The following is a 25,610-nucleotide window of genomic DNA, read 5'->3' as shown; positions in this document are numbered from 1 at the left end:
GCCGCCTAGCGGATCGGGTGGGCCGGCTTCGGCTCGGCGGACGGCGCCAGCTGACCGCACAGCGAGGGGTTGGCCCGGTCCCTGGCGTAGGGGTCGGTGCCGGCCGGGCGGTCGCTGCCGGCGTGCTGTCCCGCGAAGAGCGGGTGCAGCGCGTCGGCCGGCTGCGAGGAGCAGGCCAGCGGCCCGGCCTGCAGGCTGCTCTGCAGCACCTCCAGGCGGTGGTCGGCCAGGTCGTCGCGGCCCAGCCGGAAGTGCATCTCGCGCCGCACGGTGACCAGCGAGGCGGCGCCCGCGGTGGCCTTGCCGACGTCCTGGCCGGCCGCGGCCTGCCGGGCGCCGGGGGCGGGTTGGACGGCGTAGACGAAGGTGTAGTCCGCGGTGACCTCCAGCGCGTCCGGGCTCAACTCCGCGGCGGACAGCGTGCCGTTGACCCGTACGTTCCGGTCGGCGAGGCGGGTCTGTCGGGGGTCGAAGCGGACCAGCCAGCCGGTGGCGGCGTCGTGGCCGTTGTCGTCGGGGTGCGCCAAGCTCCGGTCGAACTGGTCGAGTTGGCCGGTGTCGAGCAGCAGCCGCAGCGGCCGTACGGAACCGCCGGTGACGGTGTCCGGGTCCAGCGAGGAGCGGACGAGGTAGTCCTTGGCGATGGTCAGCGCGGAGACGATCTGGCCGTCGGAGAAGTGGTCGGTGCGGGAGACCGTGGGCAGGTTCACGCCCGCGGCGCCGACCCGGTAGTTCGCCGCGGGGCTGTGCGCGAAGAGGTCCTCGGGCGTCCCGCCGGGCACCTCCCCGCTCGGCGCGAGCGGCACGACGGCCGACCGCAACGGCTGCACCCGGGCCGGCTCGGGGGTCTTGTAGGGGTGCCGGATGCCCATGTAGACGGCGGTGCCGAAGGCCAGCACGATCAGCAGCACCAGGAGGATCGCCTGCCGGGAACCCCCCAGCCGCATCCAGGCGCGCCGGGTCTTCACCGCCGGTGCGTGGTGCTCGCCGAGCCGTTCGTCGGCGGAGAATTCCTGCAGCCGCGCAGCGCGCACGAACGATTCGTCGAAGACGACGGATCGGTACTCGTCCTCACCGCCTCCCGGGGCGCCGTTGGGCGTCCCTTCGGGAGGGTCACCAGGCCCGGTCATACAACAAGAGTAGGTCGGCCGGGGCAAAGGTAAACGCCGGGGCGGCGGGCAACTTCAGCGCACCGTTCCGTTTCGGGCGCCCCGGATGCGGGCAACGCGCGGCGGTGTCACTGTGCCTGGGTGCCGGCGGAAAATGACGGGCGCACGGTCTCGGCGGACGGCAGCGACGGCAGGCCGGGGCGCGCCGTACGGACGCTGTCCGCGCCGCCGGTGGCCGGGGCGTCGACACCGCTGGACGTGGGTGCCGGCGCCGGGCTCTGGTTGCGCCCGGACGCGCCGCGGTAGACGGCGCTGAAGGCCAGCGCGACCAGCCCGATGCCCATGACCACGGCCAGGACCCAGGCCACCGGCCGGTGCCAGCGGGTGCTGCCGCGGTAGGGCCGCAGCGAGCCACCGTAGGGGCCGTACGGCCGGTCGTCGTAGTCGTCGTCCTCGTACCCGCCGTACGCACCGCGGTGCCGCGGGTCGCCGTACGCATCGGGGTCGTCCGCTGCGTCGGGGCCGAAACCGGGGGCCGAGCGGGCCGCCTCGGCCTCGGCGCGCGCCTCGGCGGCGGCCAGCATCCGCTCGACCGCCGAGGGTTCGTGGATCCGCGCGGACCGGACGAATTCCTCGTCGAAGACCACGGAAGCGAATTCCTCATCCGCTTTTCCGTGGCTCCCGTGGTGGTGCTCGTCGGGCTCTTCGCCGTCCGGGAACGGCGTGCCCCCCACGTCGTACGGCACCCGTCCAGGTTAGCCCCGGGGGGCCATTTTGGGCAGGGAGAAAGCACAGAGAACGGGGCTGCGGGGACGGGAAATCCGGGGCCGGCGTCAGCGGGTGTGGCCATCGCCGGTGACGATGTATTTGGTGGAGGTCAGCTCCGGCAGGCCCATGGGGCCGCGGGCGTGCAGCTTCTGGGTGGAAATGCCGATCTCGGCGCCGAAACCGAACTGGCCGCCGTCCGTGAAGCGGGTCGAGGCGTTGACCGCGACGGTCGTGGAATCCACCAACTGGGTGAATCGGCGGGCCGCGGCCTGCGAGGTGGTGACGATCGCCTCGGTGTGCCCGGAGGACCAGCGCCGGATGTGCGCGACCGCCGCCTCCAGGTCGGGCACCACGGCGGCCGCGATGTCGTACGAGAGGTACTCCGTCGCCCAGTCCTCGTCCGTGGCGGGGGCGACCAGCCCGGGGCCGGCCTGCTGCCAGGCGGCGTCGCCGTGCACGACCACGCCGGCCTCGGTGAGCGCCTCCAGGGCGCGCGGCAGGAACTTCTCGGCGATCCCGGCATGCACCAGCACGGTCTCGGCGGCGTTGCAGACGCTGGGCCGCTGGGCCTTGGAGTTGATCAGGATGTCGATCGCCATGTCGAGGTCGGCGGCCTCGTCGACGTAGACGTGGCAGTTGCCGGTGCCGGTCTCGATCACCGGGACGGTGGACTCCTCGACGACCGTACGGATCAGCGAGGCGCCGCCGCGCGGGATCAGCACGTCGACCAGGCCGCGGGCGCGCATCAGCTCGCGCACCGAGTCGCGGCTCTCGCCGGGCACCAGCTGGACGGCGTCGGCGGGCAGCCCGGCGCTCCGGACGGCGTCGCGCAGCACGTCCACCAGTGCGCTGTTGGAGGCGTAGGCGGAGGACGAGCCGCGCAGCAGCACGGCGTTGCCGGACTTCAGGCAGAGGGCGGCGGCGTCCACCGTCACATTGGGGCGGGCCTCGTAGATGATGCCGATCACGCCGAGCGGGACCCGGACCTGGCGCAGGTCGAGGCCGTTGGGCAGGGTCGAGCCGCGGACCACCTCGCCGACCGGGTCGGGCAGCGCCACGACCTGGCGGACGTCCGCGGCGATCGCCGCGATCCGCTCCGGGGTGAGGGTGAGCCGGTCCACGATCGACTCGGCGGTGCCGGCCTGACGGGCCTTGGCGATGTCCTGGGCGTTGGCGGCGACGATCTCCTCGGTCCGCTCCACCAGGGCGTCGGCGATGGCGAGCAGCGCGGCGTCGCGGGCCGTCCGCGGCAGTGGCGCCAGGACGGCGGCCGCCTCCCGCGCGCGGCGGGCGGTGTCGAGGACGGGTGAGGTCTGCGATGCGCTGCTGGTCATGGCCGCAGCCTATCGGGCGGGCAGGCCGCGGCCAGGGGGTATCTCACAGCGCGGAACGCGGCGGGCCACCGGTCAGAACGGGTGCACGCCCACGGGTGCGGCCGGTGGCGGCCCGTAGCCCTCGGCGATGCGCTGGTGGTACGTCTCCCGGTCGATGACCTCCAGGCCGACGATCTCCCACGGGGGCAGTTTGGCCGTCGAGCGGTGCTCGCCCCAGAGCCGCAGGGCGACCGCCGCGGCGTCGTGCAGGTCGCGGGCCTCCTCCCAGTAGCGGATCTCGGCGTGGTCGTTGGCGTAGCGGCTGGTCAGCAGGAAGGGATGGTCGTGCGCGAGCTGCTCCAGCGCCCGCCGGACCTCCCGCAGCGGGGCCTCGGCCCCCGAGACGCTGAGGGTGATGTGCCAGAGCCGGGACGCCTCCACACGGTCACTCTCCGTGGTTGGCCGCGCGGTCCGGCTGCGCTCCCCCAGGTCCTCGTCCTCGGGCCGGCCGGCGGCCAAGCCGGGTCCGACGCTGGTCAGTGCGCGCTCCGCCGTCCCTCGGGGCGGTGCCCCTGGGCGCCCTCGTCTCACCGGCGGCCTCCTGTGTTGCGAATTGCTCGGCCCCCGGGCGGTTGCGGGGCCGACTGGGTGGTACGTCGACGGGTGCGCTTGCGCGCGGCGGGCACCCCTCCCCTGTGGCGCCCCGCAACAAAGTTGACCAGTCCGCGGGCCGTCGCGGGGGCGTTTTTGCCAAGCTCTCGCGGGAAAGACCGGTCCGCGTACCACGGGCGGGGCGGGTGCCGGTGCCGTGCCGGCCGCCGGCGGGGGCGCGACGGCGTCAGTGGTGCAGCAGCACCAGATCGTCGCGGTGCACGACCTCCCGCTCGTAGGCGGGGCCCAGCTCACGGGCGAGATCGCGGGTCGAACGGCCAATCAATCGGGGGATTTCCCGGGCGTCGAAATTGACGAGGCCGCGGGCGATCGCCCGGCCCCCGCCGTCCCGCAGCTCGACCGGGTCGCCGGCCGAGAACTCGCCCTCCACCGCGGCGATACCGGCGGGCAGCAGCGAGGAGTGCCGCTCGACGACGGCCCGCACCGCCCCGTCGTCCAGGACGAGGGCGCCACGCGGCGTGGAGGCGTGCGCGAGCCACAGCAGCCGGTCGGCGGAGCGCCGCCCGGTCCGCAGGAAGTGCGTGCCCGTGGGCCCGCCGGCCAGCGCCTCCGCGGCGTGCACGGCGGAGGTCAGGATGACCGGGACGCCGGCCGCGGCGGCGATCCGGGCGGCCTCGACCTTGGTGACCATGCCGCCGGTGCCCACGCCGGCCTTGCCCGCGCTCCCGATGGAGACGCCCTCCAGGTCCTTGGGACCACGGACCTCGGCTATCCGCGAGGTGCCCGGGGTGGCCGGGTCGCCGTCGTAGAGGCCGTCCACGTCGGACAGCAGGATCAGCAGGTCGGCGCGGACGAGGTGGGCGACCAGCGCGGCCAGCCGGTCGTTGTCGCCGAAGCGGATCTCGTCGGTGGCGACCGTGTCGTTCTCGTTGACGATCGGCACGGCGCCCATGGCCAGCAGCTGGTCCAGGGTCCGGTAGGCGTTGCGGTAGTGGGCCCGGCGGCTGGTGTCGTCGGAGGTCAGCAGGACCTGGCCGACGCGCCGGCCGTAGCGGGCGAAGGAGGCGGTGTAGCGGGCGACCAGCAGGCCCTGGCCGACGCTGGCGGCGGCCTGCTGGCGGGCCAGGTCGCGGGGCCGCCGGTCCAGGCCCAGCGGGGCCAGGCCGGCCGCGATGGCACCGGAGGAGACCAGCACGATCTCCTTGTCCTGGTGCTTGGCCAGCACGTCCACCAGCGCGTCGACCCGGTCCGCGTCCAGTCCGCCGGCGGCCGTGGTCAGTGAGGACGAGCCCACCTTGACCACGATCCGCCGGGCGTGAGCGACGTCCTGCCTTGCGCCTGCCACCTGCTGTACCCCTGTACTGCTCGCCTGTTTCCCGGCCGCCGTACGGGTGGTCCCGGACCGTCCCGTACACGTCCCTACGGGCGCAATCTACGGCAGTGCGGCCCGCCGGCGCGTGCCGATATCGCCTGGCGGACGTCCGGCGGAACGGTGACCGGGCCGTCCGGGTGGCGAACGCCACCATGAAGTGGCTGGAACAATACGGAGGAGCGCCCTCCGGTCCGCCCGCCCCGTACGGCCGAAGGCTTCTTCCCACGGCCGTATTTCCTGCATTCACCGCCACCCACCCGGAATTCCTTAAGACGGGCGGAACGGCCAAGAGGTTGCGTTCGATTGGTCCGCTTTCGCGGTGATGAGAGCCACAGCAGATTGTCACCAAGGCCAACAAGGTCATACGGTCGGGTGTCCATCGGTCCCGTTTCGCCGCTCCGGCGGCGTCGCAGCGCGGGACCCGGCCGCCCCACCTCGGCCTCCCCCCTGACCTTCTTGCTGCCAGGAGCCCTCCCCCGTGCCTTCCGCCGGAATCGTTCCCCGCCGAGCCGTACAGCTCGCGGCACTCCTCGCGATGATGCTCGCGTTCACCGCCCAGCTCGTCGGTGCGCTGCTGCCCGTCATCCCGCTGTTCATCGCCGCCTCCGTGGTCAACCTGGGCCTCGACCTGGTCCTGCAGCACAAGCAGCCCGGCCTGCTCGCCGTGCTGGGCCGGATCCGGTTCGACGTCACGGTGCGCCAGCTGCTGCGCGACATGCTGATACTGGTCGGCCTGCTGCACATCGACGGCATCAACCCGCTGGAGGAGCAGGCGCCGCTCACCATCACGCTGCTCCTCTTCTACGGCACCCACTTCGTGTGCCAGGCGGTCGCGGTGCTGGTCCGCCGGACCCGCAGCCTGCCGTTCGTGACGCGCAACATCGACGCCGGCGAGCTGCGGCTGTGCGACGCCCCGCCGCGGATCCTGTCCCGCCAGACGGGCCGGCGGCTGCTGCGCTTCTCGGTGCCCACCACCATCGGCATGATGGTGACCGCGATCACGACCGACGCCTACTGGGGCGGCATCGGACTGACCGTCTCCCTGGCCCTGTCGGCCGGCGGCACCCTCTACCTGAGCACCTGGCTGCTGCCCAAGAAGCGCGTGGTCGCCGAACAGCAGGCGCTGGAGTGGCTGGACAACTGGCTGGCCGGGTACCGGCCGACGGTCGGCATGTACTTCTCCGGCGGCGCGTCCTCGGCCTACCAGGCCAACATGTGGCTGAGCACGCTCGCCTCCCTGGACGGCAACCCGATCATCGTGCTCCGTGAGCGCTTCATGGTGCAGAAGATCGAGGCCACGGACATCCCGATCGTCTGCATCCCGAAGGTCGCCAACCTGATGCGCCTGGAGCACTCCACGCTCAAGGTCCTGCTGCACCCGGCGAACTCCGGCAAGACCTCGCAGATCCTCCGGATCCCGTCGATCAAGCACGCGTTCATCAACCACGGCGAGAGCGACAAGCTGTCCTCCTGCAACCCGTACGCCAAGGCCTACGACGAGGTCTGGGTGGCGGGCCCGGCGGCCCGCGACCGCTACCAGCTCGCCGACATCGGCGTGGAGGACAAGGACGTCGTCGAGGTCGGCCGCCCCCAGCTGTCCCCGATCCGCGCGTACGAGGGCGCCCCGGCCGGCCGGCCGACCACCGTGCTGTACGCCCCGACCTGGGAGGGCTGGGACGGCAACCCGGGCAACACCTCGGTGATCCTGGCCGGCGAGAACATCGTCCGCGAGCTCCTCGCCGACGAGAACGTGCGGCTGCTGTACAAGCCGCACCCGATGACCGGTTCCGTCGACCCGCGGGCGGGCGCCGCCAACGCCCGTATCCAGGCGATGATCACGGAGGCCAACGGCCGGCGCAGCGGGACGCGCCCCGGCCCGGAGGCCGCCGCCGAGCTGGCCCGCCGCGCCGAGGAGCTGGACACGCTGACCACCTCGGCGTTCCGCAAGAGCGCCGACGAGCTGGAGCGGATGCGGCTGCAGGGCACCCCCGACGAGGGCCGCGCGGCCGCCGTCGCGGACGCGGTCACCGCCTGGGAGGAGGCGTACTGGAACTCCTTCCCCGAGTGGGAGCACCAGATCATCACCACCGCCCGCCCCGGCATCTTCAGCTGCTTCAACCAGGCCGACGTGCTGGTCAGCGATGTCTCCAGCGTGGTCTCCGACTACCTGACCAGCGAGAAGCCGTACGCGGTCGCCAATACGTCGGGCATGACCGAGGACGACTTCCGGGCGAACTTCCCGACCGTCCGGGCGGCGACGATCCTCACGCCGGACGCGGCCGGGGTGGCCGGTCTGCTCGACGCGGTCCGCGACCGGGAGAAGGACACCCTCGTCGCGGCGCGGGCGGAGCTCAAGGAGCACCTGCTGGGCCCGTCGGACCCGCCGTCATCGGTCCGCTTCAACCTGGCGGCGATGGATCTGTGCACCAAGGCCGACGAGCGCCGCATCCGCATGGAGAACCGGCTCTCCGGCATCCCCGGCCAGCGCTCGCAGGAGGGCGTGGACGGCCCGGAGACGGCCGAGCACGAGGCCACCGGCACCTCGGACGCGACGGCCGGCGTCTAGCCCGCAGAACGCCGTCTGCGGCCTCCGCGGACGGCCCTGAGCACCGGCGCAGGCCCCGGGAAGAGAATCTTCCCGGGGCCTGCGCTTTGGGTTCTTGCGGGTGGGGACTGCCGCGGAGGGGTGCTGCCTTGCTTGGGGCTGCCTTGCTTGGGGGCTGCCGCTTGGTTTTTCCCCGCCGCCCACCCCCCTTCGGGGGGGTGGGCGGGTACATGCGCGCGGGCCCCCCGCTTCGGGAACCCCTGGAACGGCGCTTCGGGAACCCTTAGAACGGCCGGAAGCCGTCGTACTCCTGGGCGGCCTCGTCGCGTTCCGCGTCGCGGTCGCGGCGGCGCTGCGCGGCCGGGCGGGGCGCCTCGAAGCGGTGGTCCTCGCCGCGCCGGCCCAGCATCTCCGCGCCGGCCGTCACCGTCGGCTCCCAGTCGAAGACCACCGCGTTGTCCTCGGGGCCGATCGCCACGCCGTCCATGGCGCGGGCGCCCGCCTTGAGGAGCGCGGCCTCGACGCCGAGGCGGTTGAGCCGGTCCGCCAGATAGCCGACCGCCTCGTCGTTGTTGAAGTCGGTCTGCCGCACCCAGCGCTCCGGCTTCTCGCCCCGTACGCGGAAGAAGCCCTCGCCCTCCTGCGTGACCGTGAAGCCCGTGTCGTCCACCGCCTTGGGACGGATGACGATCCGCGTGGCCTCCTGGACGGGCTTGGCGGCGCGCGCCTTGGCGACGATGTCGGCCAGCGCGTACGACAGCTCCTTCAGGCCCTGATGGGCGACGGCCGAGACCTCGAAGACGCGGTAGCCGCGCTCCTCCAGGTCCGGCCGGATCATGTCGGCCAGGTCCTTGCCGTCGGGGATGTCGACCTTGTTGAGCACGACCACCCGGGGCCGGTTCTCCAGGCCGCCGTACTGGGACAGCTCCTCCTCGATGACGTCGAGGTCGGAGACCGGGTCCCGGTCGGACTCCAGGGTCGCGGTGTCCAGGACGTGCACCAGCACCTCGCAGCGCTCGACGTGCCGCAGGAACTCCAGGCCCAGGCCCTTGCCCTGGCTGGCGCCCGGGATCAGCCCGGGGACGTCCGCGATGGTGTAGACCGTGGCGCCGGCGGTGACCACGCCGAGGTTGGGCACCAGCGTCGTGAACGGGTAGTCCGCGATCTTCGGCCGGGCCGCGGAGAGCACCGAGATCAGCGACGACTTGCCCGCGCTCGGGTAGCCGACCAGGGCGACGTCCGCGACGGTCTTGAGCTCCAGGACGATGTCCCGGCTCTCCCCCGGCTCGCCGAGCAGCGCGAAACCGGGCGCCTTGCGGCGGGCGGAGGCCAGCGCGGCGTTGCCGAGGCCGCCGCGGCCGCCCCGGCCGGCGACGAAGGTGGTGCCCTGGCCCACCAGGTCGGCGAGCACCTCACCGTTCTTGTCGAGCACGACCGTGCCGTCCGGGACCGGCAGGATTAGGTCCTTGCCGTTCTTGCCCTCGCGGTTGTCGCCGGCACCGGGCTGGCCGTTGGTGGCCTTGCGGTGCGGGTGGTGGTGGTAGTCGAGGAGCGTGGTGACGTCCTGGTCGACGACCAGGATCACATCGCCGCCGCGGCCGCCGTTGCCGCCGTCGGGTCCGCCGAGCGGCTTGAACTTCTCCCGGTGTACGGAGGCACAGCCGTGGCCTCCGTTACCCGCGGCGACGTGCAGCTCGACGCGGTCCACGAAGGTGGTCATGGTGGGGTGCCTCCAGATGAGCGGGGTGGTCAGGTACTGCGTACTACGGGGGTACTGCGGCCGCGCCGCGGAACTGCCGGGAGCAGTGCGGCACGTACGGCAGTGAAGGCGCGTACGTCAGGGATCTCTCTGTCGTAACACGCCAAGGGCGGACCAGCCTTCCCGCTCACGCGGGAAAAGGCGGTCCGCCCCTGGTGATGCTGTGTGACGTCCGGGCCCGTATTACTGGGCGACCGGGACGATGTTCACGACCTTGCGGCCACGGTGGGTGCCGAACTGCACCGCACCGGCCTGCAGGGCGAACAGGGTGTCGTCGCCGCCGCGGCCGACGCCCGCGCCGGGGTGGAAGTGGGTGCCACGCTGGCGGACCAGGATCTCACCGGCGAGGACGGCCTGACCGCCGAAGCGCTTCACGCCGAGCCGCTGAGCGTTGGAGTCGCGACCGTTCCGGGTGGACGATGCGCCCTTCTTGTGTGCCATGTCTCCTCAGTCCCTTACTTCGCCGGGGCGTCGATGCCGGTGATCTTCAGCGCCGTGTGGAGCTGGCGGTGGCCGATCCGCTTCTTGTAACCGGTCTTGTTCTTGTACTTCTGGATCCGGATCTTGTTGCCCTTGTGGTGGTCCACGACCTCGCCCTGGACCTTCACGCCGGCCAGGACCCACGGGTCGCTGGTGACCGCGTCACCGTCGACGACCAGCAGCGTGGAGAGCTCGACGGTGTCGCCGACCTTGCTGGTGGAAATGCGGTCAATCTCGATGACGTCGCCGACAGAAACCTTCTGCTGGCGTCCGCCGGTGCGCACGATCGCGTACACGCGGAACTCTCTTTCGCTAGAAACGGATCCTCTGATGCCAGCCGCTCTCACGGGCTCGGGACGTCCCGTGGAATCCGATCGGACGAGCGGCCTCCCTCGGCGGACCGAGAGGTAGTTGCTCAGAAGTTGGTGGTGCCTCAAGTTTCAGACACCGACGGTCAAGGTTACGGGGCCTTGACCAGGGGGTCAAACCGGCCCCGGGCCGCCGTGACGGCCCGGGGCAGATCCGTGACGCTCAGTCCTCCGTCGAGAGGGACACCGACGCGACCGAGGGCTGCTCGGCGGCTGCGGTCTTCTTGGCCGCGGCCTTCTTCGTCGTCGCCTTCTTCGTGGTGGTCTTCTTCGTCGTGGCCTTCTTGGCGGTGGTGGTCTTCTTCGCCACCGTCTTCTTGGCCGTGGTCTTCTTCGCCGCGGTCTTCTTGGCGGTGGCCTTCTTGGCCGTCGCCTTCTTCGCGGTCTTCTTGGCCACGGGCGCCGCCTCCGGCTCGGCCGCCTCGGCGCCCTCGACGGGCTCCGCGGACACGGCCGGCGCCTCGGCCGGCTCCGTCACCGGCTCGGCGGCCGGCGTGGCGATCACCACGGTCGCCGCGGAGTCGTCGGACACCTCGGGCGAGCCCGCCGGAGCGGTCACCTTACGGGTCACCCGACGGCGCGGACGGGCCGGCGCGGGCTCCGGGGCAGCGACCTCGGCGGCCGGCTCCGGCTCGACGGCCTGTGCGGGCGCCGGCTCGGCCGGCAGCACGATCGCGGCGGCCTCCTCGGCGGCGGCCTTCGGTGCGCCCGCCGGAGCGGACACCTTCCGGCTCACCCGGCGGCGGCCCCGCCCCCGTCCGGCAGCGGCCTCGGCCTCGGCCGGGCTGCTGAACCACTCGTCGGCACCGGCCACCGTGGGCTGCAGCTCGGCCTCCGTCACGGCCACCGGCTCCAGCTCGGGCGCACCACCGTCCGGGGTGGGCTCGGCGGCCTCGACCTCGTGGACGTGCGGCTCGACGGCCTCGACCGGCGCCGCCTTGCCCTTCTTCTTGCGCTTGCCGCCACCGCCGGCCGTCGTCGGCTGGTCCATGTGGACGATGACGCCCCGGCCGTTGCAGTGCACGCACGACTCGGAGAACGACTCCAGCAGGCCCTGGCCGACCCGCTTGCGGGTCATCTGGACCAGGCCGAGCGAGGTGACCTCGGCCACCTGGTGCTTCGTACGGTCCCGGCCCAGGCACTCCAGCAGGCGCCGCAGCACCAGGTCGCGGTTGGACTCCAGCACCATGTCGATGAAGTCGATCACGATGATGCCGCCGAGGTCGCGCAGCCGCAGCTGGCGCACGATCTCCTCGGCCGCCTCCAGGTTGTTCCTGGTGACCGTCTCCTCCAGGTTGCCGCCCTGGCCGGTGAACTTGCCGGTGTTGACGTCGACCACGACCATCGCCTCGGTCCGGTCGATCACCAGCGAGCCGCCGCTGGGCAGCCAGACCTTGCGGTCCAGCGCCTTCATCAGCTGCTCGTCGATCCGGTACGTCGCGAAGACGTCGACGTCCGAGGTCCACTTCTGCAGCCGGTCGGTGAGGTCCGGCGCCACGTGGGCGACGTAGCCGTGGATCGTCTCCCAGGCGTCGTCACCGCTGACGATGACCTTGGAGAAGTCCTCGTTGAAGATGTCCCGCACGACCCGGACGGTCATGTCCGGCTCGCCGTACAGGAGCGTCGGCGCGCTGGAGCTGCTGCTCTTGGCCTTCTTCTGGATCTCTTCCCACTGGGCCTGCAGACGCTGGACGTCGCGCGCCAGCTCCTCCTCGCTCGCGCCCTCCGCGGCCGTACGGACGATCACGCCCGCGTCCTCGGGGACGATCTTCTTGAGGATCTGCTTCAGCCGGGCCCGCTCGGTGTCCGGGAGCTTGCGGCTGATACCGGTCATCGAGCCCTCGGGCACGTAGACCAGGTAGCGGCCGGGCAGCGAGACCTGGCTGGTCAGGCGGGCGCCCTTGTGGCCGATCGGGTCCTTGGTGACCTGCACCAGCACCGACTGGCCGGACTTCAGCGCGGTCTCGATCCGGCGCGGGCCGTTGGCCATGCCCAGCGCCTCGAAGTTGACCTCACCGGCGTACAGCACGGCGTTGCGGCCCTTGCCGATGTCGACGAAGGCGGCCTCCATCGACGGCAGGACGTTCTGCACCTTGCCGAGGTAGACGTTGCCGACGTACGAGGTGGCCTGCTCCTTGTTGACGAAGTGCTCCACGAGCACGTTGTCCTCGAGGACGGCGATCTGGGTGCGCTCGCCGCTCTGGCGGACCACCATCACCCGCTCGACGGCCTCGCGGCGGGCGAGGAACTCCGCCTCGGTGATGATCGGCACCCGGCGGCGGCCCTGCTCACGCCCCTCGCGGCGACGCTGCTTCTTGGCCTCCAGGCGCGTCGACCCCTTGATCGACTGCACCTCGTCCGCGCCGGTGCCCTCCTCCTTCTTGCGGGGCTCACGGACCTTGACGACCGTGCGCTCGGGGTCGTCGGCCTGCCCGGCCTCGACCTCGGCGGCGTCCCCGCTGCGACGGCGGCGGCGACGGCGCCGGCGGCTGCTGCTGGAGCCGGCACCCGCCTGCTCGCCCTCGGCGTGCTCCTCCGCCTCCTCGGCGGTCTCCTCGTCCGGGCGGCCGGCCTCCTCGGCCTCGGCCTCGGCCTCCTGGGCACCCTCCTCGGCGCCCTCGGCCGGCTGCTCCTCGGCACCCTCGGCGGCCTCCCCGCGGCGGCGGCGACGGCCACCACGGCGACGCCGGCGCGACGGACGCTCGGCGAACTCGTCCTCGGCCTGGCCGGCCTCCTCGGCCTCGGCCTCGGCCTCCTCGGCGGCCTCCGGCTCCTCCACGGGAGCGGTGACGGCCTGCTCGGCCTCGGCCGGGGCGCCCCGGCGACGACGGCGCCGGGCACCGGCCGGCGGCTGCTCCTCGGAGACCTGCTCGGCCTCGGCGGCCTCCTGGCGCGCCGCGGCATGCGCGGCGGCGGCGGTCTCGGGGGTCTGGAACATCGGCTCGGTGAAGACCGGCGCCTGGAAGACCGCGGTCGGCGGCCGCTGGGCACGGCGGCGGCCACGCACCGGCGCCTCCTGAGCGGGCTCCTCCTCGGCGCGCGGCGCCTCGGCGACCGGCTCCGCGGCGCGCTCGCCACGGCGGCGGCTCCGGCGGCGCGGGCCCTCGGTCTCCTCGGCGGCGGGCGCGGCGGGGGCCTCGGCCTCCGCCTCCCCGGGCGTCTCGACGGGCTCCTCGGCGGCCTGCGGCGCACCCGCGGGGGCGGTGGCCTTACGGGTCGCGCGACGGCGGGTACGGGCCGGCTTGGCCTCCTCGACGGCCTCCGCGGCCGCGGGCGCCTCCTCGGCGGCGGCCGGCGCGGCCGGGGCCTCGGCGGGCTCCTCGGCGCTCACCTGGGGGGCACCGGCGGGAGCGGTCGCCTTACGGGTCGCGCGGCGACGCGTACGGGCCGACTTCGCGGGCTCCTCCGCGACCGGCGCGGTCTCCTCGGCTTCCTCGGCCTCCTCCGCTTCCTCGGCCGGCTCAGCGACGGGCGCCTCCGCGACGACCGGCTCCGGGGCGGCCTCGGTCTGCGGGGCCCCGGCGGGGGCGGTCGCCTTGCGGGTCGCCCGGCGGCGGGTACGGCGCGGGGCGGCCTCCTCGGCCTGCGGCGCCTCGGCGGGCGTCTCGGCGGCGGCCACGGCAGCGGCCTCGGCAGGAGCCTCCACCGGCGTCTCCGCGGGCGCCTCGGCGGCCGCGGACGGGGCCCCGGCGGGGGCGGTGGCCTTACGGGTGGCCCGTCGGCGGGTACGGGCCGGCTTGGCCTCGTCACCGCTGCTCACCGCGGACGCGGTGGACTCCTCGGCGGCGGCCTGGGCGGCCCCCGGCGCGGCGGGCTCGGTGCTCACCACGGTGGCCGCGGAGGCCTCGCCGGCGACCGGCGGACCGGCCGGCCGGGACGCCGCCCGGCGCCGGCGGCGCGGGGGCAGCGTGTCACTGGGTGAGTGGTTGTCGTCCGGACCGCGGTCCGGGGACGACGTGGATTCAGTGGGCTCAATGGGCTCGAGCATGCGGGCGGTTCTCCCGTCACGCTCCCGGGCGCCGCGCCTGATTCCGGTAGCGGTCCGCGTGATGAGCGCGGGCCCGCTGTCCGGGGCGTGGGCGCCGCACGGGAGCTGTCGTCTCGCTCGCCGGCCCCTTTTTTGGGGTGGGGACCGGCGAAAGTCTCCTGGTCAGTGCGTCTGCCGGACCGGGGTGGCGCCCTGGTTGATCGGCGACGCGACGACGGCGGTCCTACGCAGTACCGTCCCCGGCTGCCGGGGAGGCCCCGCCCGGCGCCTTCGCGGCACTCTGCCCGGCGGCCGTGGGTGGGGCGGCCGTGGCAGCGTCGCGGTCGGGCGCAAGCGGGTCGGTCACCGCGCCGGTCTCCTCATCGAGCAGCCCCTGCGCCAGCCTGGTCACCGCAGCGGGGACCGGCGGCGCCAGGTCGGCCGTAGCTCGGAGGCCGGACAGGACGTCGTCGGGTCGAACGGCGGGTGTCACATGCCGAACAACCAGCCGCAGTATCGCACAGGCATCGCCGTCGGGCCTATCGCCCTGGCAACCGGCCGCCTCCAGATGCGCCACCGCGCCCCGGGCGTCGAAGGTCCGCATGCCGTTCTTGGTGCGGCGCTCGACCAGCACCTCCTCGGCCGCGAGGAACGCCTCGACGGCGCGGGCGGCGGCCTCGGGGGCGACCTTGTCGAGCCTGAGCTCCCACACCGACGCCTGCAGCCGGTCGGCCAGGCCGCTGGTGCGCGCCTCGACCGATTCGATCACATCGAGCCCGGCCGGCAGCGACTCGTCGAGGAGTTCGCGAAGCTTGTCCGGGTCGCGGCGCTCGGCGAGCTGGATCTCCAGATACTCGGCCTCACTGCCCGTGCCCGTCGGGGCGGCGTTCGCATACGACACCTTGGGGTGCGGGGTGAAACCCGCCGAATAGGCCATGGGGACCTCGGCGCGGCGCAGCGCCCGCTCGAAAGCGCGCTGGAAGTCGCGGTGGCTGGTGAACCGGAGGCGGCCGCGCTTGGTGTAGCGCAGTCGGATGCGCTGCACCGCCGGTGCGGGCGGCGGGCCTTCGGGCTGTCGCTTGCCCAGTGTCGTTCAGTCCTTCGTGAGTGCGGTCGTACTGCTACCTAGAGTACGTGGCTCACGGCCCCCAGGTTCCCCAAGGGCGTCCCGACCACCCTCAGCCCTGCCCACCGGGGCCGCCGCCGGGGCCGCCGGCGGGCGCCGTCGCGCCGATCCAGTACCGCAGCTTCTCGTCCCGCTGATTCTCGAGGACCCCGCCACAGGCCTCGATGACCTTGCGTGATCCGGTGTTGCCCGCGGCCACGGTGACCAGCACCGGATCGATGCCCAGCTCGTCGCGGGCGATCGGCAGGGCAGCGCGCAGCATCGCCGTGGCATGCCCCTGCCGGCGGGCCCCCGGGCGCACCCCGTACCCGATGTGACCGCCCCAGGTGCGCAGGGAGGGGGTGAGCCGGTGCCGGAAGGTGACGCGGCCCAGATAGCTGCCGTCCACCACCCACCACCGGGTGGACATCGCCACCCGGCCGTCGGCGCGCTCGTCGTACGCGGCGCCGCCCACCGCGGCGACATACGCGGCGAACCCCTCGGGGGTCGGCCAGCGGGTGCGCCAGGTCCGCAGTTCGCGCGCCAGGTTGGACTGCGGAGTGTGCTCGGCGCCGTCGGCCCGGAACTCGTCCATCGCGGCGAGGAACGAGTCGTGGAACTCGACGGAGGGAGCGACCAGCCGCCCTGACGTCGGCGTGTGCGGTGCGGACATCGGATCATTGTGCCGAGCACGCCACGGCCCGGCCACCGCGGACGCGGGACCGGGCCGAACCGCCTTACGGCAAGCGCTACTTGACGACCGTCAGCGGCAACAGCTTCTTGCCCGTGGGGCCGATCTGGATCTGGGTGTCCATCTGAGGGCACACCCCGCAGTCGAAGCACGGAGTCCAGCGGCAGTCCTCGACCTCGGTCTCGTCGAGGGCGTCCTGCCAGTCCTCCCAGAGCCAGTCCTTGTCGAGGCCGGAGTCCAGGTGGTCCCAGGGCAGGACCTCCTCGTACTCCCGCTCGCGGGTGGTGTACCAGGCGACGTCCACGCCGAACTCCGGCAGCGTCTTCTCCGCGGCCCGCATCCAGCGGTCGTAGGAGAAGTGCTCGCGCCAGCCGTCGAAGCGGCCGCCGTCCTCGTAGACGGCGCGGATGACCGAGCCCACGCGGCGGTCGCCGCGCGAGAGCAGGCCCTCGACGATGCCGGGCTTGCCGTCGTGGTAGCGGAAGCCGATGGAGCGGCCGTACTTCTTGTCGCCGCGGATCTTGTCGCGGAGCTTCTCGAGCCGGGCGTCCGTCTCCTCGGCGGAGAGCTGCGGGGCCCACTGGAAGGGGGTGTGCGGCTTGGGGACGAAGCCGCCGATGGACACCGTGCAGCGGATGTCGTTGGAGCGGGAGACCTCGCGGCCCTTGGCGATGACGTTGACCGCCATGTCGCCGATCTGCAGCACGTCCTCGTCGGTCTCGGTGGGCAGACCGCACATGAAGTACAGCTTCACCTGGCGCCAGCCGTTGCCGTAGGCCGTGGCGACCGTACGGATCAGGTCCTCCTCCGAGACCATCTTGTTGATGACCTTGCGGATGCGCTCGGAGCCGCCCTCGGGGGCGAAGGTGAGGCCGGACCGGCGGCCGTTGCGGGTCAGCTCGTTGGCGAGGTCGATGTTGAAGGCGTCGACGCGGGTCGAGGGCAGCGACAGGCCGATCTTGTCTTCCTCGTACCGGTCGGCGAGGCCCTTGGCGATGTCACCGATCTCGGTGTGGTCCGCGGAGGACAGCGACAGCAGGCCGACCTCCTCGAATCCGGTGGCCTTCAGACCCTTGTCCACCATCTCGCCGATGCCGGTGATGCTTCGCTCCCGCACGGGGCGCGTGATCATGCCGGCCTGGCAGAAACGGCAGCCGCGGGTGCAGCCCCGGAAGATCTCCACCGACATCCGCTCGTGCACGGTCTCGGCGAGCGGAACCAGCGGCTGCTTGGGGTACGGCCACTCGTCCAGGTCCATGACGGTGTGCTTGGAGACCCGCCACGGGACGCCGGAGCGGTTGGGCACGACGCGGGAGATCCGGCCGTCGGCCAGGTACTCGACGTCGTAGAACTTGGGGACGTAGACGCTGCCGGTCTTCGCGAGGCGGAACAGCAGCTCGTCGCGGCCGCCCGGGCGGCCCTCGTTCTTCCAGGCGCGGATGATCTCGGTGATCTCCAGCACGGCCTGCTCGCCGTCGCCGACCACCGCGCAGTCGAGGAAGTCCGCGATCGGCTCGGGGTTGAAGGCGGCGTGGCCGCCCGCGAGGATCAGCGGGTGCTCGTCGGTGCGGTCCTTGGACTCGAACGGGATGCCGGCCAGGTCCAGGGCGGTGAGCAGGTTGGTGTAGCCCAGCTCGGTGGAGAAGGAGACGCCGAGCACGTCGAAGGCGCCGACGGGGCGGTGCGCGTCGACCGTGAACTGCGGCACGTCGTGCTCACGCATCAGGGCTTCGAGGTCCGGCCAGACGCTGTAGGTGCGCTCGGCGAGGACGCCCTCCTGCTCGTTGAGGACCTCGTAGAGGATCATGACGCCCTGGTTGGGCAGCCCGACCTCATACGCGTCGGGATACATGAGCGCCCAGCGAACGTCGCAGCTCTCCCACGGCTTGACCGTGGAATTGAGCTCACCGCCGACGTACTGGATCGGCTTCTGCACGTGTGGGAGCAGAGCTTCGAGTTGCGGGAAAACCGACTCGGACATCTCGAACCTTCGTGGGCTGACAAGGGGCGACTCTCAAGCGTAACCCGCTCGGCGGCACCCGAAATCGCACGGCGGACGCTGCACCCTCCGTCTCAGGCCCCCAGCCGCGCCCGCAGCCTCTTGCGGGACGCCTTCGCCCAGGTGGCCGGGAGGTCGCGCTCCCGCCCGGCGGCCAGGGCCTCCTCACGGCCGTAGAGGAGGCCGAAGGTGAAGCCGCCCTCGCCGGCGTGGTGGGCCTGGGTGGCCAGGTCGCGGAGGGCGCCGCGGGCCACCACGCTGTCCTGGTGGTCGCCGAGCAGCTGCTGCACCTTCTTGATCCGCTTGGCGAACTTCTTCGCCGGCTTGCCGAGCGCCGGGCGGGCCGCCTCCGCCGCGTACCGGGTCCGCTTGGCGGCCTTGCGGGCGCTGTGCAGCGCCTCGTCCCGGTCGCGGCCGGCGGGGGCGTCCAGCGCGGCCTCCATGCGGCCGGCCAGCCGCCGGTAGTCCTTGAGGACGGCCCGGGCCGCCGCCTCGGAGGCGGGTCGCTCGGCGGCGGTGCGCAGCGGCGGCTCCGCCAGGAGGGCGTGCAGCCGGTCGAGGAGGGCCAGGTAGCGGGGGTCGTCCAGGACGGCGAGCACCCGGTCCCGGGCGCCGGCCCGGTTGCGCTGCGACCACAGCCGCAGCCGGGCGGCCACCGGACCGAGCCGGAGCGTCCGGGGCACCTCCGCGAGCCCCGCGCGCAGCCGCTCGGCCAGTACCTCCTGGTCCCGACCCACTCCCAACTCCCCTGCCAGCCACTTGAGTTCGTCGCCGATCGGGTCGGTGACGGCGCGGTCGAGGACCTTGGCGTAGGAGCGGAAGGCGCTCCGCAGGCGGCGGGTGGCGACCCGCATCTGGTGCACGGAATCGGGCAGGTCGCGGCGGACCGCCGGGTCGAGGGCGGTGATCGCGCGCACCTGTGCGGCGGCGTAGTCCAGGACGAGGTCGGCGGCGGTGCGCGGCTTCCCGCCGGAGCGGGCGGACGGGGCGTGCGCGGGGTACCCGGCGGCCGCTTCGGCCCCCTCGGCGCGCAGGCCGGTCTCGGTCAGCGCCCGGGCCAGCTTGGAGGGCGCCGAGGCGGGCCGCACGCCGGCGTCGGCCAGCGCCCGGCCGATCGCGTCCAGCAGTCCGGTGCCGCCTTTGCCCGTACCGTTTCCGCCTTTGCCCGTGGCGTCGCCGCCGGCGTCGGCCAGCTCGACCTCGATCTCGTGCCAGCGGGCCTCCCTCGGGCCGGTGGCGTCGGACGCCGTGGCCTGCCCGGACGCCGCCGCCTGCGGGGCCGCGAACGTCACCCGCCGCGCGGTGACCGCGTCCTCCGCGACCTCGGCGAGCGGTGTGCCCGCGGCGTCGCGCAGCACCCGGACCGTGCGCCGGGTCCGCAGCCGTACGAGGGGGATCAGGTCCTGGCCTCGGGTCCGGGAGCGGACCAGGGCGGTCAGTTCGGGGGGCGGGGCGTCCGAGAGCGGTGCCCGGATCTCCTCGCGCACGCCGGGCTCGACCGGGAGTTTCAGGTGCCAGCCGGCGTCCGGGCCGCCGGTGCGCCGCCGGAAGGTGACGCCGTCCGCGGCGAGGCGCTGGTCGGCGGTGTCGTAGTAGAGGGCGTCCAGGCTGTCGGTGCCGCACTCCTCCACGGTCGCGACCCGGTCGACGCCGGCCAGGTCGGGCAGGTGGGTGTCGTCGTCGGCCTCGTACTTCCGCTCGATCTCCCGCACGGTGTCCGCCATGACTCGAATGTAGCCAGCGGCCCTTACGGGGACCAGCCACCCGGACAGGATCGCTCTCCGTGGGGGGCGTTCCAGCATCCGGAAGGGCGGGTGGCACATGCCCGGGAAGGTGGCTTACGGTGTGTTACTAGTCGCCCACTCAGGGTGGCGATCGGCGCTCACTCGACCCCTCGGGGAGGGAGACACCCGTGCATCCCCACGCAGCCGTCGCCCGGTCACCCATCCGCGTCTCGGCAGGAGCCCGCCCGTTCCTGCTGACGGCGCCGAGCGAACCCACCAGCCCGAAGATCGCCCGCGATTTCGTCCGGGCCGTCCTGCGAAGTACCCCGCTCGCCCCGCTGCTGGACACGGCGGTGCTGCTCACCTCGGAGGCGGTCACCCGCTCCCATCGGCGCACCTCGCGGTCGGCGGACATCCTGCTGCGGCTGCTCACGGCCGGGCACGGTCTGCGGATCAGCGTGCACGACGGGGCCGCGGTCCTCCTCCCGTCGACGGCCGTCCCGTCGCAGGCCCGGCCGCCGTACGACCCGGTGGCCGAGGACGCCGATCACGGGCTGTGGCTGACCGGCGAGCTCGCCGACGACTGGGGCAGCACGCCGTACGCCGGCGGGCCGCGGTCCGCGTCGCTGTGGTTCGAGCTGTACACCGGGCGGTGACCCGGCGCGGGCCGGGCCCCGGTGTCAGCGGGACGCCGACATCGGGCGGCCGACCCGGATCGACTGGAGCAGCCCTATGGCGATCCAGACCGCGAACATCGACGTGCCGCCGTAGGAGACGAAGGGCAGCGGCAGGCCGGTCACCGGCATGATGCCGAGCGTCATGCCGATGTTCTCGAAGGCCTGGAAGGCGAACCACGCGATGATGCCGGCGGCCACGATCGTGCCGTAGAGCTCGGTCGACTCGCGGGCGATCCGGCAGGCGCGCCACAGGACGATGCCGAGCAGGACGATGATCAGGCCCGCGCCCAGGAAGCCCAGCTCCTCGCCGGCGACGGTGAAGATGAAGTCCGTCTGCTGTTCCGGGACGAACTGGCCGGTGGTCTGGCTGCCGTGGAAGAGCCCGGAGCCGGTCAGCCCGCCGCCGCCGATGGCGATCCGGGCCTGGTTGGTGTTGTAGCCGACGCCGGCCGGGTCCAGGCTCGGGTTGGCGAACGCGGCGAAGCGGGCGATCTGGTACGCGTCGAGCAGCCCCAGCTGCCAGATGGCGACGCAGCCGACGACTCCGGCGCTCACCAGTCCGAGGATCCAGCGGTTGGACGCGCCGGAGGCGAGCAGGACGCCGAGGATGACGGCGCCGAGCACCATGACCGAGCCGAGGTCGGGCATCAGCAGGATGATGCCGACGGGCACGGCGGCGAGCCCGAGGGCCTGGACGACGGTGCGGTGGCCGGGGTACGGGCGGTCGCCGGCGTCGACCCGGGAGGCCAGGATCATCGCCATGCCGAGCGAGATGGTGATCTTCGCGAACTCGGCCGGCTGGAGGGAGAATCCGCCGGGGATCGCCAGCCAGGAGCGCGAGCCGTTGATGGTGGCGCCGAGCGGGGTCAGCACCAGCAGGGCGAGCACCACCGACAGGGCGTACAGCACCGGGATCGCGCCGCGCAGGGTGCGGTGGCCGAGCCAGATCGTGCCGCCGGCCAGCGCCAGGCCGATGCCGAGGTTGAGCAGGTGGTGCAGGAAGAAGTAGTACTCGTCGCCCTTGTTGAGCTCGGTGCGGTTGCGGGTGGCGGAGAAGACCAGCAGCGAGCCGATGAGCGACAGCAGCAGACAGGACAGCAGCAGTATCCAGTCCAGCTTGCGCAGCACGGAGTCACGTGCCGTCAGCTTTCCCCAGGTGCCGAGTTCCGGGGTGTAGCGGCGGATGGAGAACGCCCGGGAGGTGTGGCTTGAGGTCACTGGGGGCTCCCCGAGGGTGAGGGCGACGGGGACGGCGGGGCGTAGGGCTTGATGGGCTGGGCCTCGATGGTGCCGTCGCTCTCGATCTTGGGCAGTTTGCCCTGCGGCCTGGGCAGCAGGGCGGCCTTGGGGTCGATGCCGCCCTTCTCGTCGACGCCGTACAGGGCGTTGTAGATGTTGCGCACGGCCGGGCCGGAGGCTCCGGATCCGGTACCACCCTGGGAGATCGTCATGACGATCGTGTAGTCCTTGGTGTACGTCGCGAACCACGAGGTGGTCTGCTTGCCGTAGACCTCGGCGGTACCGGTCTTGGCGTGCATCGGGATCTTGTCCTGCGGCCAGCCCTGGAAGCGCCAGGCGGCGGTACCGCGGGTGGCGACGCCGGCCAGTGCGGAGTCGATCTGCCTGAGGGTGTGCGGGCTGTCCGGCAGCTTGCCGTGCGACTGCGGCGCGATCGGCTGGATGTGCTTGCCGTCGGGGCTGACGATGGCCTTGCCCACGGTCGGGTTGAAGAGGGTGCCGCCGTTGCTGATCGCGGCGTAGATCGTCGCCATCTGGATGGGGGTGACGAGGGTGTCGCCCTGGCCGATGGCGTAGTTGATCGAGTCGTAGGCGTGCAGCTTCATGCCTTCGAGGCAGCCCTCACGGGCGAGCTTGGTGGTGTAGTCCTTCTTCTTCGGCCAGGCCTTGGCCTGCTGGCACCAGCCGTCCTTGTTGGCCTTCCAGAAGTTGTGCTTCCACCGGCGGTCGGGGACCCGGCCGTTGACCTCGTTGGGGAGGTCGATGCCGGTCTCCTTGCCGAGCCCGAACTGGTGGGCGGTCCGGTAGAACCAGTCGTTGGGGTCCTTCTTCGGCTTGTCGCCGCCGTCCTTCTTCCACTCCTCGTGCGAGAGCCGGTAGAAGACGGTGTCGCAGGAGACCTCCAGCGCCCGGCCCAGGCTGATGTCGCCGTGGCCCTCGCCCTCGAAGTTGCGGAAGACCTGGCCGCCGATGCTGTACGAGCTGGTGCAGGGGTAGTGGCCGTTGAAGTCGTAGCCCGCGTTGACCGCCGCCGTGGTCGAGATGACCTTGAAGATCGAGCCGGGGGCGGCCTGGCCCTGGATGGCGCGGTTCAGCAGCGGGTAGTTGGAGTCCTTGCCGGTGAGGCGGGCGTAGTCCTTGCCCGAGATGCCGCCGACCCAGGCGTTGGGGTCGTAGCTGGGGTTGGAGGCCATCGCCACCACCCGGCCGGTCTTCGCCTCCATCACGACCACGGCACCGGAGTCCGCCTTGTAGTTGGTGCCGGTGTTCTTGTCGTGCACCTTACGGGCGTCCTTCATGGCCTGGTCCAGCTGCTTCTCCGCCAGCGCCTGCACCCGGGCGTCGATGCTGGTGACTATCGACGAACCTGCCTGGCCCTTCTCGCTCTTGGCCTGGCCGATGACCCGGCCGAGGTTGTCGACCTCGTAGCGGGTGACGGCGGCCTTGCCGCGCAGGTACTTGTCGTAGGTGCGCTCCAGGCCGGAGCGGCCGATCTGGTCCGAGCGGAGCAGCGGCGAGTGGGTGTTCTTGGCCTTGTTGATCTCCTCGTCGGTGACCGGCGAGAGATAGCCGAGCACCTGCGCGGTGTTGGCGCCGACCGGGGCCGGGTAGCGGCGGACGGCGGTGGGCTCGGCGATGATGCCGGGGAAGTCCTCGGACCGCTCGCGGATCTGCAGGGCCTGCTGGGTGGTGGCCTCGTCGGTGATCGGGATCGGCTGGTACGGCGAGCCGTTCCAGCACGGCTGCGGGGTCTTGGAGTCGCAGAGCCGGACCTTGTTGCGGATCTCCTTCTCGGACATGCCGAGCACCTTGGCGAGCCGGCCGAGCACCGCCTTGCCGTCGTCCTTCATCTTCAGCAGGTCGGTGCGGCTGGCGGAGACGACCAGCCGGGTCTGGTTGTCGGCCAGCGGCACGCCGCGCGCGTCGAGGATGGAGCCGCGGGTGGCGGGGTCGACGACCTGCTGGACGTGGTTGTTGCGCGCCTCGGTGGCGTACTCCCGGCCGTTGCGGATCTGCAGGTACCAGAGCCGGCCGCCGAGGGTGAGCAGCAGGGAGAAGACCAGGATCTGGATCGCGATGAGCCGGACGCTCACCCGCGACGTGCGGGTTTCGGGCAGATGGGTCACAGCCGCTTGACCCCCTTGATCCGGCCGGCCTTGTCGCGGGCCGACTTGCCGAGCAGCCCGCCGCGCTGGCTGCCGATGTGGGCCTTGGTGCGGACCGACTTCATGGCGCCGCGGCTGGCCTTGAGCCCGGTGCCGGTGGTGAGCCAGCCGTACGCGGAGTCACGGGTGGCGGTGCCGCTCGGGCTGGGGGAACCGTCGCCGACCACCGAGTCGTGCTCGGTGCGGCGGGCCAGCGCCATCACCAGCGGGACCGTGAACGGCGCCAGCAGCAGGTCGTAGAGGGTGGCGCTGAGCAGCAGTCCGACCAGGCCGACGTGCCGGGCGGCGGTGTCGCCGACGAGCGAGCCGACGCCGGCGTACATCAGGGTCGAGCCGATGGCGGCGCCGATGACGACCATCAGCGGCACGGTCGCCGAGCGGTGCTGGCCGGAGTCGGGCTTGGTCAGCCCGGCGATGTAGCCGATGACGCACAGGACCAGCGCGTAGCGGCCGATGGCGTGGTCGGACGGCGGGGCCAGGTCGGCCAGCAGCCCGGCGAAGAAGCCGACGAGGGAGCCGGCGACGTGGCCGTACACCAGCGCCAGGCCGAGCACGACGAGCAGGAGCAGGTCCGGTACCGCGCCGGGCAGTTGGAGTCTGCCGAGGATGCTGACCTGGATGATGAGGGCGACGACCACCAGCGGGGCCGAGAGCAGGATCCGGTTGATGCGCATCGGTCAGCTCCTGGGGGAGGCGCTCGCGGACGGCGTGGCCGTGACGGTGACCGTCGGCGTGGGCTTGGGCTTGGCCGGCGCGGGCGGCAGGACGGTGTCCCGCGGGTCCTGGCGGGGCGGCTGCACGACGACGCCGACGATGTCGAGCTGGGAGAACGAGACGAACGGACGGACCTGGAGGGTGCGGGTCAGATCGCCGTTGGACGGCTCGACCTTGACGACCCGGCCGACCGGCACGCCGGGGACGAAGGGCTTGTCCTTGCTGGAGCCGAAGGTGACCAGACGGTCGCCCTTCTTGACGGTGGCCCGGCCGTTGAGCAGCTGGACGCGCAGCGAGCGGACACCCTGCCCGTTGGCGAAGCCGATCTCGTTGGTCTTCTCCATGCGGGTGCCGACGGTGAAGTCGGGGTCGGCGGCCAGCAGGACGGTGGAGGTGTCGGGGCCGACGGTGGTGACCCGACCGACCAGACCGTCGCCGTTGAGGACGGTCATGTCGCGGGCGATGCCGTCGCGGCTGCCGGCGTCGATGGTGATGGTCCAGGAGAAGCCCTGGGCCGAGCCGATGGCGATGACCTGGGCGCCCTTGATGGCGTACTGGCCGGTGCCGGCGGTCTTGAGGATCTTGTCGAGTTCCGCGGCGCGGTTGCGGTTGCGGTCGGAGGAGCCGAGCTTGGCCTTCAGCGCCTCGTTCTCGTGCTGCAGCCGGGCGATCCTGCTGTGCCGCCCGCCGGAGTCCCGTACGGCGCTGACGGCGTTGCCGATCGGGTCGACGACGCGGGCGACACCGGCCTCGACCGGCCCGAAGGCGGCGGCCGCGGCCTGCCGGGCGCCATCGAGCGGGGACTGTTCGCCGCCGCGGATGTCGACCGTGATCAGCGCGAACGCGATCGCGACCAGCAGCACCAGCAACAGCCGGCTCTCTCGTGTGTCCCTCACGTGCGGCGGCCGTGTCCTTCCTCGTAGGACCGGCCGGCTGCGGGCCCCGCCGGTCTCGTTCGGGAGTTGAGCGTTGTGCCTTGCTGTGACGGGCCCGGTGGTGAAGC

19 protein-coding genes are annotated in these 25,610 nt (G+C 72.5%); 2 read left to right on the top strand and 17 right to left on the bottom strand.

Annotated elements, in window-relative coordinates; all coding sequences use genetic code 11:
* Positions 1-5: 5 nt before the first annotated feature.
* The 5 genes from V2J85_RS13800 to proB all read right to left on the bottom strand — a co-directional run bounded on the left by V2J85_RS13800 (position 6) and on the right by proB (position 5,147).
* Positions 6-1,130: an SCO2583 family membrane protein gene (locus V2J85_RS13800; RefSeq protein ID WP_261951508.1), complete on the bottom strand. Its 1,125-nt coding sequence runs from the start codon at positions 1,128-1,130 to the stop codon at positions 6-8.
* Positions 1,131-1,237: 107 nt separating this feature from the next.
* Positions 1,238-1,855, bottom strand: a complete 618-nt coding sequence (locus tag V2J85_RS13795; protein ID WP_261951507.1) for an SCO2584 family spore wall biosynthesis protein — start codon at positions 1,853-1,855, stop codon at positions 1,238-1,240.
* 87 nt (positions 1,856-1,942) lie between these two features.
* Entirely contained in the window at positions 1,943-3,211 is a 1,269-nt protein-coding gene (locus tag V2J85_RS13790) for a glutamate-5-semialdehyde dehydrogenase (protein ID WP_261951506.1), read from the bottom strand.
* 72 nt (positions 3,212-3,283) lie between these two features.
* A complete protein-coding gene (locus V2J85_RS13785) occupies positions 3,284-3,781 on the bottom strand; it encodes a hypothetical protein (protein WP_261951505.1) in 498 nt (165 codons plus the stop codon).
* 247 nt (positions 3,782-4,028) lie between these two features.
* Positions 4,029-5,147 (bottom strand): glutamate 5-kinase, encoded by a 1,119-nt coding sequence (gene proB / locus V2J85_RS13780; RefSeq protein WP_261951504.1) that lies wholly within the window; start codon positions 5,145-5,147, stop codon positions 4,029-4,031.
* 505 nt (positions 5,148-5,652) lie between these two features.
* On the opposite strand from proB, the gene V2J85_RS13775 reads away from it, so the two are divergent.
* A complete protein-coding gene (locus V2J85_RS13775) occupies positions 5,653-7,740 on the top strand; it encodes a hypothetical protein (protein ID WP_261951503.1) in 2,088 nt (695 codons plus the stop codon).
* Positions 7,741-8,002: 262 nt separating this feature from the next.
* Here V2J85_RS13775 and obgE read toward each other — a convergent pair whose 3' ends face one another.
* The 8 genes from obgE to V2J85_RS13735 all read right to left on the bottom strand — a co-directional run bounded on the left by obgE (position 8,003) and on the right by V2J85_RS13735 (position 19,812).
* Entirely contained in the window at positions 8,003-9,439 is a 1,437-nt protein-coding gene (gene obgE / locus V2J85_RS13770) for a GTPase ObgE (protein WP_330821731.1), read from the bottom strand.
* Positions 9,440-9,661: 222 nt separating this feature from the next.
* Positions 9,662-9,919: a 50S ribosomal protein L27 gene (gene rpmA / locus V2J85_RS13765; protein WP_261951501.1), complete on the bottom strand. Its 258-nt coding sequence runs from the start codon at positions 9,917-9,919 to the stop codon at positions 9,662-9,664.
* A gap of 14 nt (positions 9,920-9,933) precedes the next feature.
* Positions 9,934-10,254: a 50S ribosomal protein L21 gene (gene rplU / locus V2J85_RS13760; RefSeq protein ID WP_030413828.1), complete on the bottom strand. Its 321-nt coding sequence runs from the start codon at positions 10,252-10,254 to the stop codon at positions 9,934-9,936.
* 235 nt (positions 10,255-10,489) lie between these two features.
* On the bottom strand, positions 10,490-14,314 hold the full coding sequence (locus V2J85_RS13755) for an Rne/Rng family ribonuclease (protein WP_330821730.1): 3,825 nt from the start codon (positions 14,312-14,314) through the stop codon (positions 10,490-10,492).
* Positions 14,315-14,537: 223 nt separating this feature from the next.
* Complete coding sequence (locus V2J85_RS13750; protein WP_261951499.1) at positions 14,538-15,338, bottom strand: TIGR03936 family radical SAM-associated protein; 801 nt, start codon at positions 15,336-15,338, stop codon at positions 14,538-14,540.
* A 133-nt stretch (positions 15,339-15,471) separates the two neighbouring features.
* Entirely contained in the window at positions 15,472-16,071 is a 600-nt protein-coding gene (locus tag V2J85_RS13745) for a GNAT family N-acetyltransferase (RefSeq protein WP_330821729.1), read from the bottom strand.
* Positions 16,072-16,147: 76 nt separating this feature from the next.
* Entirely contained in the window at positions 16,148-18,070 is a 1,923-nt protein-coding gene (locus V2J85_RS13740) for a TIGR03960 family B12-binding radical SAM protein (protein WP_330821728.1), read from the bottom strand.
* A gap of 92 nt (positions 18,071-18,162) precedes the next feature.
* A complete protein-coding gene (locus V2J85_RS13735; RefSeq protein WP_330821727.1) occupies positions 18,163-19,812 on the bottom strand; it encodes a CYTH and CHAD domain-containing protein in 1,650 nt (549 codons plus the stop codon).
* A 188-nt stretch (positions 19,813-20,000) separates the two neighbouring features.
* Between V2J85_RS13735 and V2J85_RS13730 the strand changes: the two genes are divergently transcribed.
* A complete protein-coding gene (locus V2J85_RS13730; RefSeq protein ID WP_261951482.1) occupies positions 20,001-20,468 on the top strand; it encodes an ATP-binding protein in 468 nt (155 codons plus the stop codon).
* Between the two features lie 24 nt (positions 20,469-20,492).
* Here the strand turns inward: V2J85_RS13730 and rodA are convergent, their stop codons facing one another.
* The 4 genes from rodA to mreC are packed head-to-tail and all read right to left on the bottom strand — an operon-like array spanning position 20,493 to position 25,503.
* Positions 20,493-21,674: a rod shape-determining protein RodA gene (rodA, locus tag V2J85_RS13725; protein ID WP_261957125.1), complete on the bottom strand. Its 1,182-nt coding sequence runs from the start codon at positions 21,672-21,674 to the stop codon at positions 20,493-20,495.
* A gap of 29 nt (positions 21,675-21,703) precedes the next feature.
* On the bottom strand, positions 21,704-23,854 hold the full coding sequence (gene mrdA / locus V2J85_RS13720) for a penicillin-binding protein 2 (RefSeq protein ID WP_261951481.1): 2,151 nt from the start codon (positions 23,852-23,854) through the stop codon (positions 21,704-21,706).
* A complete protein-coding gene (gene mreD / locus V2J85_RS13715) occupies positions 23,851-24,567 on the bottom strand; it encodes a rod shape-determining protein MreD (RefSeq protein ID WP_261951480.1) in 717 nt (238 codons plus the stop codon). Before mreD ends, mrdA begins: the two co-directional genes overlap by 4 nt.
* A 3-nt stretch (positions 24,568-24,570) precedes the next feature.
* Positions 24,571-25,503: a rod shape-determining protein MreC gene (mreC, locus tag V2J85_RS13710; protein WP_261951479.1), complete on the bottom strand. Its 933-nt coding sequence runs from the start codon at positions 25,501-25,503 to the stop codon at positions 24,571-24,573.
* Between the last annotated feature and the right edge of the window lie 107 nt (positions 25,504-25,610).

The sequence above is a fragment of the Streptomyces bugieae genome (genome assembly GCF_036352915.1).
Lineage (GTDB): Bacteria > Actinomycetota > Actinomycetes > Streptomycetales > Streptomycetaceae > Streptomyces > Streptomyces endophytica.
The sequence above is the reverse complement of the archived record's forward strand: the minus strand, read 5'-3'. Positions and strand labels throughout refer to the sequence as shown.

Excerpts from the sequence above, each read along its gene's own strand:
- V2J85_RS13755 (WP_330821730.1), bottom strand. The coding sequence starts at position 14,314 with ATGCTCGAGCCCATTGAGCCCACTGAATCCACGTCGTCCCCGGACCGC.
- obgE (WP_330821731.1), bottom strand. The coding sequence starts at position 9,439 with ATGACCACCTTCGTGGACCGCGTCGAGCTGCACGTCGCCGCGGGTAAC.
- rpmA (WP_261951501.1), bottom strand. The coding sequence starts at position 9,919 with ATGGCACACAAGAAGGGCGCATCGTCCACCCGGAACGGTCGCGACTCC.
- V2J85_RS13800 (WP_261951508.1), bottom strand. The coding sequence starts at position 1,130 with ATGACCGGGCCTGGTGACCCTCCCGAAGGGACGCCCAACGGCGCCCCG.
- V2J85_RS13740 (WP_330821728.1), bottom strand. The coding sequence starts at position 18,070 with ATGTCCGAGTCGGTTTTCCCGCAACTCGAAGCTCTGCTCCCACACGTG.
- V2J85_RS13735 (WP_330821727.1), bottom strand. The coding sequence starts at position 19,812 with ATGGCGGACACCGTGCGGGAGATCGAGCGGAAGTACGAGGCCGACGAC.
- V2J85_RS13745 (WP_330821729.1), bottom strand. The coding sequence starts at position 16,071 with ATGTCCGCACCGCACACGCCGACGTCAGGGCGGCTGGTCGCTCCCTCC.
- V2J85_RS13790 (WP_261951506.1), bottom strand. The coding sequence starts at position 3,211 with ATGACCAGCAGCGCATCGCAGACCTCACCCGTCCTCGACACCGCCCGC.
- mreD (WP_261951480.1), bottom strand. The coding sequence starts at position 24,567 with ATGCGCATCAACCGGATCCTGCTCTCGGCCCCGCTGGTGGTCGTCGCC.